We start from the raw sequence: 12848 nt of genomic DNA on the forward strand, positions 1-12848 counted from the left end.
AGCGATCGAGGGGCACCCCAACTTCCACCACGTGACTCACTCGCCGGAGCGTGCACGGGCTCTGCTGGAGGCTGGGATCAACGGCATGGCCAAGGTCCGGACATCGGACGGCGAGCGCCGGCCAGTGATCCTCATCCGGTCGAGTCCCTGGAAGGCAGGCTCAGAGCAGACGCCTTGGCACGACGTGTTCGACATGGACAACGGGCACGTTCGCTACTTCGGGGACCACAAGGCCACGACCACCGCGGCGCCAGGCAGGACCACGGGAAACGCAGCCCTGCTCGATGCCTTCACCGGACACCAGGGGCACACGCCCGAGGAACGGGCAGCCGCCGTCCCGCTGTTGTTGTTCCGTGCGGTATCGCGCAGCGGAAAGGTCAAGGGGCACGTCGAGTTCTGCGGACTGGGCGTGATCGAGCGGGCCGAGCGCCTGGTGCAGTGGGGCGGTAGCGACCACGCGACGTTCACGAACTACGTCTACGACATCGCCCTCATCGACCTCACTACCGAGGACGACACGGTTGCCTGGGCGTGGATTGACTCTCGCAGGGACAAGTACATGGCGGACGAGCAGACGCTCGAACTCGCCCCGCAGGCTTGGCGGGAGTGGGTCAAGCACGGGCACTCAGCCCTGCCCAGGCTCCGCCGGCGGGTCGCCCGGGCCAAGGTGACCAAGGTGCCCGAGCAGCGGGCCAAGCCGGGGACCGTTGAGGCCAAGGACCTGGAGCTGATCTACCAGCACTTCGACGGGCGTAAGCACGACTTCGAGGCAGTGGCCTCAGCAGTAGCAGCACGGGTGATGCGTGGTGCTGGGAACAGCTACGTCGAAGGGTGGCTGACGCGTCGATCCGGCGATGGTGGCGCCGACTTCGTAGGCCGGCTCGACATCGGCAGTGGACTGGCTGGCACCAGCCTTGTCGTCCTCGGGCAGGCCAAATGCGTCAAGCTCGACAACCTCGTCACCGCGGAGCAGATCGCCCGCGTCGTGGCCAGACTCCGCCGCGGCTGGATCGGCGTGTACGTCACCACCGGGGCCTACTCCGTGCCAGCACAGACAGAAATGGTCGAAGACCAGTACCCGATCGTCTTGATCAACGGATTGGAACTAGCTCGGGAACTTAGAAGCATGGCCCGAGATGATCACGGGGGAGACCTAGAGGCCTGCCTCGATCACATCCTCACCCAGAGGGAGATCGCGATCACGAACCGGCGGCCAGAAGAGATCTTGCTTGAGTAGAACGCCCAGTTGGGTACGTACCGCGAGGAACCAGAACACGCCAACACTGTGCGCCACAATTACTTGGCGTAAGCCCCACCAAAGGCCAAGTGTCAGTGAGTAACGCAAGAATGCCTTGCGAAGGTGCAAGCAGTTCTTGCACCTGTCGTCACGCTCGGTGTTCACCTGAGAGTCGGGGTGCGACCCGCGCAGCCGGGAGTAATCGCACGAACTGAGGCGACAGCTTGTCGCCGGCTAGCATCCATCAGGTCAGAACGAAGCCCACCTGACCGCGCATGCTGGCAGGCCGAGCGGCAGGTGGGCGACCGAACCCGGAGGCTCTATATGAGTTTGCCCCTTGCCGAGCGCTGCGTGTCAAACCCGCATCACCAACTGGCCATGATCACAGTCATCGTTGTGATCGTGCTCGTCTCACCATCCTGGGCCAAGATCGTCGGTGCGTACGCGGACGCAGGAGCGCTGCTTGGCCTGTTCATTGCAGCCAGCAGTACAGCTGCGAAGTACCGCAACCACAGCAACCAGCCGCGGACAGCAACACCCGACATCGCCTAGATGATGACCTCTCTGCCCCAGCCTGACCGATCCACATAGAGCTACGGATCAGATGCTCCCCCGTGCCACTACCGTGCCAGATCGAGCGGGGAACCACGGGAAACAGCAGGCGCCGGCAGGGCGCGTACCCCACGTCCGCCGAAGCGCCACTTCCGCAGGTCAGCCGCCAAGTCGCCCAACCTCGCTCCTAAAGCGGGTGTCGCAGGTTCGAATCCTGCCGGGGGCACCAGCCAAAAGGCCCCGGACCGATCATGGTCCGGGGCCTTTGGCATCTACGGCTGACATCAACGCGTGTGGTCACTGACGACCGCGACGCGTCCTGAGCAGCCGATCCATGTCGCTCATCGCTTCGCGCCGGGTGTCCTGGACGACGTGCGTACTCCGGCCGCTGGGAGGAGGGTCGCGGCGCCGTGCCGAGCATCGTGGAGCCGGATGACGCGGATGCCGCCGGGCAGAGCCTGGCGACCCTCGCACTCGGTCTCCCGCTCGCCTGAGTACTCAGCCAAGTGAACGGAAACAGGCTGCTGCGACCTCAAGGGCCGCGTCCAGCGTCTTCACTTCCCGCCGGAACCCACCCGGGAACATGGTCACCAGGTAATCGCCTTCCGAAAGCGGAGTGACCTTCGCCAGGCCGGCGTCCATCTCGAACGGCTTCCGGCTCAGTATCAAGCTCCCGTGGCTGATGTCCGGATAAAAGAGGCGCAATTCAGGATGGTCGTGGGCCGCCTGAATGAACGGCCGATCACTCAGGTGCCATGAGCTGGCAAGCAGCTGCGTCCACTTGACGGGAACCGGGTTGCCGTCTTCAAACGCCTGCTCCAGTTCGCTCCAGCTCATGAACGGGAAGCGTTCATGCAGGGCCCGCAGAGTGCATCCTCGGCGCCACAAGGCTGCCGCTTCCACTACAGCGACGAGTTCGTCTGTCCAACCGCTCGTCAGCGGGAAGGTCCGGTGACGCTGAAACAGCACATGGATCATCCCGTCCGTGCGCAGGGACACGAGGATCGGCCCTCTGTCGCTGACAGCCTCCGCATCGTCGGACGAGCCGTCCACTGCCCGGACCTCGCCCAGGTCGAGCCCATGAGTCATGGCGATGTGTCGCATGCGTTGGGCCAGACCGTCCTGCCGCGTGCCATCGGAATCGGTCTTCCCCGCCCTTTGGCCACCCGTCATCATCCCCGCCTCCGCCAGTGAGATACCCAGCGAGCCAAGGTACGCCGTGCCACTCGGAGCAAGAAGACCAGACAGAGGCCGGCAGGTGAGTGGTATCTCCGTCTCCGCTTCCGTCTCATTCAGCGACGTGCGCCACCGTTCAGGCGGGGCCCAACCTCGCTCCTACCAAGCCTGAACACGCGGATCCTGGGCTGATGCAGCGCTTTAAGTGCGCCAGTCCCGGCCCGAGCGGCGGCAGTCATCGCAGTTGGTTCCCTGCCCTCTGACCTCCTGAAGAGAGGGCCGCCATCATCCTCTGTGCGGCGACTGGACCACCAGCGGTTGAGGGGGCGATCCGTCACTTCAACAACACCTGGCGACCAGCCAGATCGCAAGGCGGAGGCACGCTCGACGGACCAGTCCTCACGAGCTGTTACGAGTCTCTCGGCGGGCTTCCCGGATCCGCTCGGGGCGCCGCTCCTGCCTCCCATCGTGGTGAGCGTGGTGGGCTCCCATCCCGGGTGAGTGCCGGGTTGCCGCGAGCTGGGAGGGGGAAAGGCATGTTCGTGAAGCCTGAACGAGTTGCTGTCGTCGGAGTAGGCGTCCTCGGAGCCGGCGTGGGCTGGAACCTGTCCCGGCGCGGCGTCAAAGTGGTCTTCATCGACGCAGGCCAGCCGGGAGAAGGAGTCACCAACTGGTCCTTCTCGTGGGCCAATGCCAGCAACAAGACGGTGCGCAAGTCCTACTTCGACCTGAACGTCGCGGGCATGGAAGCGCACCGTGAGCTTGCCAGGATCATCGGTCCGGACTCCTGGTGGTATCCCAGTGGTCATCTGCGCTGGGCAGCCGATCCCACAGCAGAGGGACAGCTCCTGAAAGCAGCGGAGCTGCTGGCCAGCTGGAACTACCAGGTCGAAGTGTGCACGGGGGCCGAGGTGCGCCGTCGCCTCGAACCTGCTCTCACGGTGCCCGACGACATTCCCGTCGTGTTCTACCCCGACGAAGCCTGGGTGCACGGACGTCATCTGGTCAGCCGCCTGGTGAACAAGGCCGTCGCATCCGGCGCCGAGCACCGATTCGGCACCACGGTCCGTGACATCGGCACCGGCGCCGACGGGAGCATCCGGTCGGTTGCTCTGTCCGACGGGAGTTGTCTCGACGTCGACATCGTCGTGAACGCGGCGGGCCCCGACGCTGCCGACGTGGCCGAGCTCGTCTCGCGGCAGTTGCCCATGCGCCGGGAACCCGGCGTCGTCACGCGGATCGGCTGTGCTCAGGTCCCGGTTCGCCGGGCCATGCACGCTCCTCGTATCGAGATCCGTCCTGACGGGAGCTCTTCGGTAGTCCTCCACAGCCGCGAGATCGACGCACTCATCGACACCGGCGAAGATCCGTCGGAACTCGCACGGCTGCTCCACGAATCGGCGCGACAGGTCGTGCCCGATCTCGGCAGCGGTCGCATCGCACAGACACGTGTGGTCAACCGACCGATCCCAGCCGACGGATTTCCCTCGGTGGGAGCAGTGCCGTCTGTGCCGGGCTACTACGAAGCCGTTTCCCACAGCGGCATCACGCTCGGGCCGGTAATCGGCCGCCTGCTTGCTTCGGAGATCCTCAGCGGGGAGAGAGACGAGATGCTTGCGGACTTCTCCCCCGAGCGGTTCGCCCCGTGACAGTCCGGGCCGGGCCGTCTACGAGCAGTGGGAGGACGCTCAGCGGTGACCAACGATGACAACTGCCCACCGTGCCACGGCAGTTCGCACCGTTGACCGACTACGCAGCCGCTGGCAGAAGCACCGCTGGGCAAGTCGAGGATGCACAGAAGTTCATCCACCGAGCAGAGATCATCACCACCATCCAAAAGAGCGGACAAGCCGACTCCAAGAATCGCCATCCTTCCGTGTGTCCACCCCGGTGCGGGCCATCCTGGTGCCAGCGCAAGGGGGGGCAGGTCATGGGGTCCACGCACGGTCAGGCGGCCGAGTCGAGCACGTTTGTCACGCGTTCCGTGGAGGAAGCAAGTCACGTGCTCTCGGAGGTGTACTACGACCTTCGGCTCGATGTGAAGAAAGCGGACGCGCAGGACTTCGTGACCCGGATCGACATGGCCGACCTCGGCGCGCTGACCGTCGGCGACGTCAGCTTCGGTACCGAGATCACGACGGGCTACTGCGAGCCGGGCTTCTACCACGTCTGCGTTCCGCTCGTAGGCGGCTTCGGCGTCCAGGAGGGCTCCGCCCCGCCCGTGCACACCACCACACGCACGGCCATCATCTACGACCCTGCCCGGGACATCAGCGTCTACGACTGGTCACCCGACTGCCGTGTCCTCGCCGTGAAGGTCGACAAGCCGGCTATGCACCGCCAGCTGGAAACCCTGTTGGGCAGGCCACTGGGGCGGCAGCCACGCTTCAAGCCGTATATGGACATCACCCGGGGCCCCGGCCGCAGCTGGGCGAACCTGACCCGGTGGACCCTGCTGGACTGGGACATCCCGCACGGCCTGCTGCGCCAGCCCCTCATCGCGGGCCGGTTGGAGCAGACCCTGCTCCAGGGGCTGCTGCTGGCGACCGATCATTCCTACCGTGCCCAGCTGGAGGCCGCGCCGCCGCCGATGCGCCCTGCCGCGGTCAAGCGGGTGATGGACGTCGTGCGGGAACGCCCGGCGGAGCCGTACGACGCGGGCCGGCTCGCGGCCGTCGCCCAGGTCAGCCTGCGAACCCTGCAGGAGGCGTTCCACAAGCACGTCGGCATGTCCCCGATGGCATACGTCACCGAGGTGCGGTTGCAGCGCGTACGGATGCAGCTGCGGACCTCACCGCCGGGCACCGCGACCGTCACCGATGTCGCCTACCAGTGGGGATTCGCGCACCTGGGCCGGTTCGCACAGCGCTACCGGGTCCGGTTCGGGGAAACGCCCTCCCAGACCCTGCGCACCTTCTGACCCACGGCGTTCCACCTTCCGACCGCGCAGCATCGAAACTGCCGGTGTCCTAGCCGGCTTACATATGTCTCGCGTTTTCTGGATAGTGCCGCGCAATCCGGAGCGTTGCCCGCTGCCGCAGGGCCATAGCCTCCCCTCAGCGTCACCGAAGGCGTGCCGGACATGACGTGAACGAGATGGGGTGGGCAGCGCAGCCCGCCCGGCTCAACAGCGGGAACCCCGGACCCCGGCTCCCGCTGCTGCGCTCTACGGAGATACGCGTGGAGCCCTGCCCGTACGCCTCCGCGGCCTCGACAAGCGCGGGGGACTCGGGTGTTTCGGGGTCAGTCACACATCTGTCGGCGCCGAGGTAGTACAGCATGCAATCCAGTTCTCCCCTTCCCGAACAGGCAGTTCTCGTCGCGGAGTTGAACCGTCAGTTCGTCATCTGCCTGGGCGACAACGTGAAAGACGAGTGGGGCCTTCAAGGCTTGAGGGCGAGTCTTGATCTGGGCCGACGGTCAGGGAAACAGATCGTGGTCGACCTGTCCGACGCCACATTCTTCAGCGCAGAAGCCCTCTGCGCGCTGCTGAAGCCTGTACGCAAAGGAGAGAACCCGCTCTGCCTTGCGGGGCCACTCAGCGCAGTAGCGCGTCGACGCCTAGAAGTGACGGGCACACTTCAGTTCTTTGAGGTGTTCCCGACGTTATGGAGCGCGATAGCGCAGACGTCTGACCGCGGAAAGGCAGCGGAGCGATTCAGCCCCGGCGCAGACGAGCCGCCGCCCCTCCGCGACGCCCGCGCAGCGTCTCCAGGAGCAGTCCGAGCGCGAACGACTGGAGCAGGGCGCTGATGACGACCCCGCCGGCCAGGTACCAGACGGACGCGTGCATGCCTCCGACCGCCCCGACGGTTCCTGCCGCCAGCAAGGAGGTGGGGGCGGTGAGGAGGAAGGGCCATACTCCGACGATTCCGGGGTCCGCGAGCAGCGCCGCGGCCACCTCGAAGACGACCGACGCGCCGACAAGGCCCAGGTAAGCCGCCGAAGCCGCGTTGCCGAACGTCAGACGGGACACAGTGCGAGCGTTCATCGGTTTCCCCCTGGAGACGTGGTGTGCCCCAAGGTTCCGGCGGAAGCGCGGCTGTGTCGTGAGTACCTGTACCCAATCGGTTCGCCCCGGTTCCCGTAGGTGGTCACGCCACCCGAGCTCAGGCCGGGCGTCTGCCGGTACGGGATCGTCGGTTTCGACCGCGAGGCCGTAGGCGCTGGGGAGTTCAGGGCGGGCCGGTGCCGGAGGCCGGTGGCGGCGGCGCCCGTCGCAGCCGCAAGCAGAAGACCGGTCGGGGCTCACCGCGCGGGAGAGGGAGGTGCTGCGGTTGACGGGCCAGGGACTCGGTCCGCGGGCCATGGCGGAACGGCTCGTGGTGAGCCCGCACACCGCGCGTGGCCATGTGAAGCGGATCATGGCGAAACTGGACGCGCACAGTCAGCTGGAGACGGTCGTCCTCGCCGCCCGGTCCGGGCTGTTGCGGATACCGCCCGGGGAGTCCACGGAGTCCCCGGAGTCCACACAGTTCCCGGAGCCGTGAGCGCGCGGTGTGACGGACCGGCTCCGGGACCGCCCGGCTGGGCTGTCCCAACAGCTCGGTCGGGGCTGTCACGCGCCGCACCCGCCTCCTGCGGTTGCGGGTGGACGGCCCGGCCGCCCCGGCCGCCCGGAGGGCTCCCGCTTCCGGGCGGCGGGCGTGGCCCGGCCGTGGGCCGGCCCGCTGTCAGGCCGCTCGTCTCACCGAGGTGATCAGGGCGCAGACGACGGCGGTCGCGGCGAGGCTCCCCACCATGACCATGCCCGCGCCGACCGCGTAGAGGCCGCTGGAGTCGTCCGACCAGTCGACGAAGGCGGCGACGGTGAGGCCGGCCGAGGTGCCCAGCACCGTGCCGGTGACGTGGCGCCGGGACGCCGCCCAGCACACCGGCACCAGCAGCGTCAGTGCCAGGCCGATCACCTGCCATGCCGCGTACGGGCCGGTCGTCGTGCCGTCGGGGTGCACGTCACGGTGCTGGTCCCAGCCCAGCCAGGCGGCCCATGCCGCCAGGGCCAGGCCGGCCAGCGCCAGGCCCGGCACCAGGTCGGACGTCAGCCGGCGGACGGGGTTGCGCGGTCCTTGTTCCATGGGTCGAGCCTCCCGGCTCGCCCCGGCGCCGGCCAGCGCACACGTACTCAGATCCGGCCGAGTACTACCCGGGCCCGGAACCAGGACCGGAACGAGGCCCGGAACCAGGACCGGACCCGGGCGGGCCGCCCTCGCGCATCGACCCCACCGTCTTCAGCAGCCGGTCCGCCCGCTCGCGCAGCGCCGGATGCGCCAGCACCGTGTTGCGCAGGCCGCGGACCGGCCGCCGCCACAGGCGGTGTGCCGCCGCCACCGGGTGCGCGCGGGTCGCGAAGCCCTCGCAGACGCGCAGTTCGCGGGTCTTGAGCCAGTCCTTGTACTCCTTCTCGCCGCGGCCCCAGTCCATGAGGCGGATGCCGTGGCGGCCGGCCGCCTCGACCATGCGCAGATGCATCATCAGGCCGGGCGAGTAGTAGCTGAACTCGGGGTCGTAGGCGGTGAACCAGGCCGCGAGGACCGAGCGGGACGTCGGGCCGAAGTGGGCGGCCACCGGGCGGTCGCCCGCGTAGACCACCGAGAGGACGCCCGTGAAGTGGTCCTCACGGACGTCGAAGAGGTGGTCGACGAGGCCGACGATCCAGGGGCGGGCGAAGCGGTCCATGCGGCCCGTCCTGCGGTACTGGGCGGATTTCCACCGCATGAGCTGGCGCAGCACCTTGGGGTCGCGCTCGTCGTAGACGAAGCGCATCTCCCCCACGTTGCGGCTCAGGCGGCGTTCCTTCTTCAACGTCGTCTTGGCCTGGCCTGGATACGTCGCTCGCAGCCACTCCGGGTACGAGTCGTGGCCGCCGTCCTTCAGGTCGAGGACCGGTGAGGCGAACGAGCCCGTGACGTAGCGGCTGAAGGGCTTCTGCTCCTCGACGAGGTGGTCGAACTCGAAGACCGCCAGCCCGCAGGCGCGCAGGAGCTCCTGTGCGTCCCAGGCGACTCCGGGCCGGTGCACCAGCGCCTGGCAGTCCGACAGGCCGAGACCGATGGCGCGGCCGACACCCAGCGGGCCCTTCTCGTAGGGGAAGAAGCCGACCGGCTCGCCGCCCTCGCGCAGCACTGCCACCTGCGCCCGGCCCCGGTGTCTGCCGACCCCGGCCGCGAACTCCGGTGCCAGGAACGGATTCTGGTAATCCGGTGACTGGTCCATCGTCTCGTGCCAGGCCCCGCGGAGCGCCGCGCTCAGCTCCTCGGGTCTGTAGGTCGTGATCTTCACCTGAGGATGCCCCCCTATTCCCCCATGGGGCTCAAAGGTCGCGAAATAGTACGCACGCTGTCAAGAGTGCTTCGGGCACGATCAGTTGCCCCTGCGGTGTCACGTTCGCGCGGCCCGGCGGGTCAGGGAGACGGCGGATCGACTCCGCCTGAGAAAAAGCCTGCTGAGGAGTGTTCGATGTCTGTCGCCCACGTGATCGTCACCGTTGTCGCCGCCGTCATGGCCGGTTTCTCCGCCGTCTCCGTCCTCGCCCGGGCCGCCTGGGTGGTGCAGCCGATGGCCGACTACGGGGTGCCGGCCGCGTGGATGCCGTGGCTGGGCGCCGCGAAGGCCGCGGGGGCGGCCGGCCTGCTCGTCGGTCTCGCCGTGCCGGCCGTCGGGATCGCCGCGGCGATCGGGCTCGTCCTGTACTTCACCGGGGCCGTCGTCACCGTGGTGCGGGCGCGCTGGTTCTCGCACGTCCCGTTCCCGCTGGTGTACGTGGCCCCGGTCGTCGCCGCTCTCGTCCTCTCCTAGGAGGACAGGCCCTGGATGCGGACGTGGACGTGCATGTCGTGCCAGCCGTCCGTGTGCAGCGCCGAGCTGAGGCGGGTGCCCTCCAGTGGATAGCCGGCCTTGTGGGCCACCCGGCACGACGGCTCGTTGCGGGTCGAGTGCTCCAGCTCCAGGCGGTGGAAGCCCGTACCGAAGGCCCAGTCCGTCAGGGTGGCCAGGGCCCGGGGGGCCGCGCCCCGGCCGCGGGCCTCCGGCAGCACCCAGTAGCCGATCTCGGCGAGGCCCTCCATGAGGTCCATCGCGCGCAGCGCCATCCGTCCGAGCGGGGCGCCGTCGGCGGCCCGGGTCACGAGCCACTGGGCCGCCGTCTCCCGCCGCCAGGTCTCGTGCGCCGTCTCCACCCAGGCGCGCGCCTCGTCGAGGGACTCCATGCTGCGGGCGTGCCAGCGGCGCAGGACCGGGTCCTGGAAGGCGTCGTGGACGGTCTGCGCGTCGCCGAACTCGGGTCGGCGCAGGACCAGTTCGCCGTCCGGTGAGCGCAGTGTCGGCTGTCGGGCGGAGGCCAGGGTGCCCGGCGTGATGGTGTGCTTCGTCTCGATCGGCATGTCCGCATCATCGCCGGGCCCGCCCGGTCCCCGCATCCGGGATTACGGGGCCGGGTCAGCCCTTGGTGCGGGCGGGCGCCGTCTCCGGGAGGCGCCAGGTGCACAGGGCACTGGCCAGGCCCGCCGCCGCCATGTACGCGGCCAGGTACCAGGGCCGGTCGCCGCCCGCGTCGACCAGGAGCGTCGCCACGAACGGTGAAGTGCCCGCGAAGATGACGCCGTTGATCTCGCGGACGAAGACGAGGCCGCTGTAGCGGACCTCGGTGGGCAGCGACTCGGCGTAGAACGTGCCGGCGACCGCGAAGATCGAGTTCAGCATCAGCGCGAACGCGACCGTGATCGCCAGATAGATCAGCCACGGTTCGCGGGTGTCGACCAGCCAGAAGAACGGGTACGCGAAGAGCGTGATGGCCACCGCGCCGCCGATCATCACGGGCTTGCGGCCGATCCGGTCGGAGAGCGCTCCGGCCAGCGGGATCGTGAGGATCGAGACGGCCGAGGCGATGGTGATGCCGAGGACCGAGGTGCCGGACGACAGGCCGAGCTGGTGGGTGAGGTAGCTGGGCAGATAGCCCTGGATCGCGTACGAGGCGATGGCCGTGGCGCAGCCTGAGCCGATGAGCAGCGCGATCGCCTTGGGGCGCTCCTTGACCGCGGCGAGGACCGGGAGCTTCTCGCGCCTGCCGCTGTCGCGGGTGGCCTCGAACTGCTCGGTCTCGGGTGCCGCGTTGCGGATCAGCAGGGCGATGATCACGACGACGGCGCTGGCCAGGAACGGGATGCGCCAGCCCCAGCCGAGGAAGTCGTCCTCGGGCAGCGTGGAGACGGCGGCGACCGCGCCGGAGGCGATGACGACGCCGATGAACTCGCCGGCGCCGGGCAGCGATCCGTAGAACCCGCGCTTCTCGTCCTGTGCGGCCTCCGTCGACATGACGTACGCGCCGCCGAGTTCGGCGCCGACGCCGAAGCCCTGCATCATCCGGCACAGCACGAGCAGGACCGGCGCCCAGATGCCGATCTGGTGGTACGTGGGCAGGACGCCGATGGCCAGGGTGCCGACGCCCATCAGGAGCACGGTGAGGATCAGGACGGGGCGGCGGCCGATCCGGTCGCCGAGGTGGGCGAGGACGAGGCCGCCGATGGGGCGCACCGCGAAGCCCAGGCCGAACGTCGCGAACGAGGCGAGCGTCGCCGCGAACGGGGAGACGTCCGGGAAGAAGACCTTGTTGAAGACCAGCGCGGCACAGGCACCGAAGAGGAAGAAGTCGTACCACTCGAGGATCGAGCCGACGACGCTCGCCGCGGCGGTGCGGCGCTGCCGCGTCCGGGCGCTCATCTCCTTCGGCGGGGCGGACTCCTCGCGGGAATCCTTGCGGGCCTCCTCGGAGAACTCCTCGGAGAACTCCTCGGCGGACTCCTTGTGGGCGGATGCGCTCGCCTTCGGGCTCATCTCACTCCCTTTCACGCTGGCTGGGACGACCTGGAACCCCTGTTGTTGCAACATATGCACGCCTGTTGCGCAAGAGCTGCTAATGTTCTTCACGGCCCCAGCGGGATGTCAATGGGATGTCTATGAAGGAGCGGTGATGACCGGTACGGCTGTCTGCCTCGGCGAGACGATGGCGCAGGTCACGCCCGCCGACGGGGCAGGACTCGAACACAGCCGTGAGCTGCGGCTCGCCGTCGCGGGCGCCGAGTCGACCGTCGCCCAGTACCTCGCGGACCTCGGCCACCGGGCCGCCTGGGTCAGCCGGGTCGGGGACGACCCGTTCGGGCGGCGGATCGTGACGGCCGTCGCCTCGCGGGGCGTCGACGTGAGTGGCGTCCGGGCCGATCCCGACGCGCCGACCGGCGTCTACTTCAAGGACCCGGGCCCCGACGGCACCCGCGTGCACTACTACCGCGGCGGTTCCGCGGCTTCCCGGATGTCGCCCGCCGACGCCGGCCGCGTCGACCTGTCCGGCGCCCGGCTGCTGCACCTGACCGGGATCACCCCGGCCCTGTCCGAGGGGTGCGCCGCGCTCGTGCGGACCCTGATGGAGCGGGCCGCCGCCACCGGCACCCTGGTGTCGTTCGACGTGAACTACCGCCCCGCACTGTGGAGTTCGGCGAAGGAGGCCGCCGAGGAGCTCCTCGGTCTGGCCCGTCGCGCCGATGTCGTCCTCGTGGGCCGCGACGAGGGCGAGGCCCTGTGGGGCGCCCCGACCGCCGAGGACATCCGCGACCACCTCGCGCCGTGCGGCACGCTGGTCGTCAAGGACGGGCCGGTCGGCGCCACCCAGTTCGACTCGGGGGCACCGGAGTTCGTGGCGGCGCCCGCCGTGGACGTCGTCGAGGCCGTCGGCGCCGGGGACGCCTTCGCCGCCGGTTACCTCAGCGCCCTGCTGCACGGGGCGCCGGCGCGCGAGCGGCTCGCCCTCGGGCACCGGCTCGCCGGGCGCACCCTGCGCAGCATCGAGGACTACGTACCCGCCACAGCGGCGGCCACAGAGGGGAACTGACGC

Annotated in this window: 14 protein-coding genes and 1 pseudogene; 8 read left to right on the forward strand and 7 right to left on the reverse strand. The window is 68.8% G+C overall.

Going from position 1 to position 12848, the window contains the following annotated elements:
• Window positions 1-31: 31 nt before the first annotated feature.
• Both ACQUQD_RS17790 and ACQUQD_RS17795 read left to right on the forward strand, forming a co-directional pair.
• Window positions 32-1237, forward strand: a complete 1206-nt coding sequence (locus ACQUQD_RS17790) for a restriction endonuclease (RefSeq protein WP_428953077.1) — start codon at window positions 32-34, stop codon at window positions 1235-1237.
• A gap of 378 nt (window positions 1238-1615) precedes the next feature.
• On the forward strand, window positions 1616-1789 hold the full coding sequence (locus tag ACQUQD_RS17795; protein WP_428953078.1) for a hypothetical protein: 174 nt from the start codon (window positions 1616-1618) through the stop codon (window positions 1787-1789).
• A gap of 297 nt (window positions 1790-2086) precedes the next feature.
• Here the strand turns inward: ACQUQD_RS17795 and ACQUQD_RS17800 are convergent.
• Window positions 2087-2253 (reverse strand): annotated as a pseudogene (locus ACQUQD_RS17800) (site-specific integrase); the annotation flags it as partial.
• Between the two features lie 34 nt (window positions 2254-2287).
• On the reverse strand, window positions 2288-2965 hold the full coding sequence (locus ACQUQD_RS17805) for a DUF6193 family natural product biosynthesis protein (protein ID WP_428953079.1): 678 nt from the start codon (window positions 2963-2965) through the stop codon (window positions 2288-2290).
• A 536-nt stretch (window positions 2966-3501) separates the two neighbouring features.
• Here ACQUQD_RS17805 and ACQUQD_RS17810 point away from each other — a divergent pair.
• From ACQUQD_RS17810 to ACQUQD_RS17820, 3 genes are all read left to right on the forward strand, one after another.
• Complete coding sequence (locus tag ACQUQD_RS17810) at window positions 3502-4614, forward strand: NAD(P)/FAD-dependent oxidoreductase (protein WP_428953080.1); 1113 nt, start codon at window positions 3502-3504, stop codon at window positions 4612-4614.
• A 281-nt stretch (window positions 4615-4895) separates the two neighbouring features.
• Window positions 4896-5885, forward strand: coding sequence for an AraC family transcriptional regulator (locus ACQUQD_RS17815; protein WP_428953081.1), 990 nt, complete (start codon window positions 4896-4898; stop codon window positions 5883-5885).
• 359 nt (window positions 5886-6244) lie between these two features.
• Window positions 6245-6718: an STAS domain-containing protein gene (locus tag ACQUQD_RS17820; protein ID WP_428953082.1), complete on the forward strand. Its 474-nt coding sequence runs from the start codon at window positions 6245-6247 to the stop codon at window positions 6716-6718.
• On the opposite strand, the gene ACQUQD_RS17825 is transcribed toward ACQUQD_RS17820, so the two are convergent.
• The gene (locus tag ACQUQD_RS17825) at window positions 6624-6956 is read right to left on the reverse strand and encodes an SCO4225 family membrane protein (RefSeq protein ID WP_428953083.1); all 333 of its coding nucleotides are present in this window, start codon (window positions 6954-6956) and stop codon (window positions 6624-6626) included. The two genes, ACQUQD_RS17820 and ACQUQD_RS17825, sit on opposite strands and share 95 nt — an antisense overlap.
• 175 nt (window positions 6957-7131) lie before the next feature.
• On the opposite strand from ACQUQD_RS17825, the gene ACQUQD_RS17830 reads away from it, so the two are divergent.
• Complete coding sequence (locus ACQUQD_RS17830; protein WP_428957592.1) at window positions 7132-7455, forward strand: response regulator transcription factor; 324 nt, start codon at window positions 7132-7134, stop codon at window positions 7453-7455.
• Between the two features lie 183 nt (window positions 7456-7638).
• Here the strand turns inward: ACQUQD_RS17830 and ACQUQD_RS17835 are convergent, their stop codons facing one another.
• Together ACQUQD_RS17835 and ACQUQD_RS17840 are read right to left on the reverse strand one after the other, a co-directional pair.
• A complete protein-coding gene (locus ACQUQD_RS17835) occupies window positions 7639-8040 on the reverse strand; it encodes a hypothetical protein (protein WP_428953084.1) in 402 nt (133 codons plus the stop codon).
• A gap of 64 nt (window positions 8041-8104) precedes the next feature.
• On the reverse strand, window positions 8105-9244 hold the full coding sequence (locus ACQUQD_RS17840; RefSeq protein ID WP_428953085.1) for a GNAT family N-acetyltransferase: 1140 nt from the start codon (window positions 9242-9244) through the stop codon (window positions 8105-8107).
• A gap of 177 nt (window positions 9245-9421) precedes the next feature.
• Here ACQUQD_RS17840 and ACQUQD_RS17845 point away from each other — a divergent pair, with 177 nt between their 5' ends.
• Window positions 9422-9760, forward strand: coding sequence for a DoxX family protein (locus tag ACQUQD_RS17845; protein ID WP_428953086.1), 339 nt, complete (start codon window positions 9422-9424; stop codon window positions 9758-9760).
• Here the strand turns inward: ACQUQD_RS17845 and ACQUQD_RS17850 are convergent.
• Both ACQUQD_RS17850 and ACQUQD_RS17855 read right to left on the reverse strand, forming a co-directional pair.
• The gene (locus ACQUQD_RS17850; RefSeq protein ID WP_428953087.1) at window positions 9757-10344 is read right to left on the reverse strand and encodes a GNAT family N-acetyltransferase; all 588 of its coding nucleotides are present in this window, start codon (window positions 10342-10344) and stop codon (window positions 9757-9759) included. The genes ACQUQD_RS17845 and ACQUQD_RS17850 overlap by 4 nt on opposite strands.
• Before the next feature lie 55 nt (window positions 10345-10399).
• A complete protein-coding gene (locus tag ACQUQD_RS17855; RefSeq protein WP_428953088.1) occupies window positions 10400-11794 on the reverse strand; it encodes an MFS transporter in 1395 nt (464 codons plus the stop codon).
• A 136-nt stretch (window positions 11795-11930) separates the two neighbouring features.
• Between ACQUQD_RS17855 and ACQUQD_RS17860 the strand changes: the two genes are divergently transcribed.
• Window positions 11931-12845 carry a sugar kinase gene (locus ACQUQD_RS17860; RefSeq protein WP_428953089.1) on the forward strand — a complete coding sequence of 305 codons (915 nt, stop codon included), beginning with the start codon at window positions 11931-11933 and terminating at the stop codon, window positions 12843-12845.
• Window positions 12846-12848: the final 3 nt, after the last annotated feature.

Origin of the sequence: Streptomyces sp. cg35, from assembly GCF_050410835.1 — a bacterium.
Lineage (GTDB): Bacteria > Actinomycetota > Actinomycetes > Streptomycetales > Streptomycetaceae > Streptomyces.

What these genes read in the sequence shown, in the direction of transcription:
- ACQUQD_RS17795 (WP_428953078.1), top strand. Translation starts at nt 1,616, where the DNA reads ATGATCACAGTCATCGTTGTGATCGTGCTCGTCTCACCATCCTGGGCC.
- ACQUQD_RS17805 (WP_428953079.1), bottom strand. Translation starts at nt 2,965, where the DNA reads ATGATGACGGGTGGCCAAAGGGCGGGGAAGACCGATTCCGATGGCACG.
- ACQUQD_RS17810 (WP_428953080.1), top strand. Translation starts at nt 3,502, where the DNA reads ATGTTCGTGAAGCCTGAACGAGTTGCTGTCGTCGGAGTAGGCGTCCTC.
- ACQUQD_RS17815 (WP_428953081.1), top strand. Translation starts at nt 4,896, where the DNA reads ATGGGGTCCACGCACGGTCAGGCGGCCGAGTCGAGCACGTTTGTCACG.
- ACQUQD_RS17820 (WP_428953082.1), top strand. Translation starts at nt 6,245, where the DNA reads ATGCAATCCAGTTCTCCCCTTCCCGAACAGGCAGTTCTCGTCGCGGAG.
- ACQUQD_RS17825 (WP_428953083.1), bottom strand. Translation starts at nt 6,956, where the DNA reads ATGAACGCTCGCACTGTGTCCCGTCTGACGTTCGGCAACGCGGCTTCG.
- ACQUQD_RS17835 (WP_428953084.1), bottom strand. Translation starts at nt 8,040, where the DNA reads ATGGAACAAGGACCGCGCAACCCCGTCCGCCGGCTGACGTCCGACCTG.
- ACQUQD_RS17845 (WP_428953086.1), top strand. Translation starts at nt 9,422, where the DNA reads ATGTCTGTCGCCCACGTGATCGTCACCGTTGTCGCCGCCGTCATGGCC.
- ACQUQD_RS17850 (WP_428953087.1), bottom strand. Translation starts at nt 10,344, where the DNA reads ATGCCGATCGAGACGAAGCACACCATCACGCCGGGCACCCTGGCCTCC.
- ACQUQD_RS17855 (WP_428953088.1), bottom strand. Translation starts at nt 11,794, where the DNA reads ATGAGCCCGAAGGCGAGCGCATCCGCCCACAAGGAGTCCGCCGAGGAG.
- ACQUQD_RS17860 (WP_428953089.1), top strand. Translation starts at nt 11,931, where the DNA reads ATGACCGGTACGGCTGTCTGCCTCGGCGAGACGATGGCGCAGGTCACG.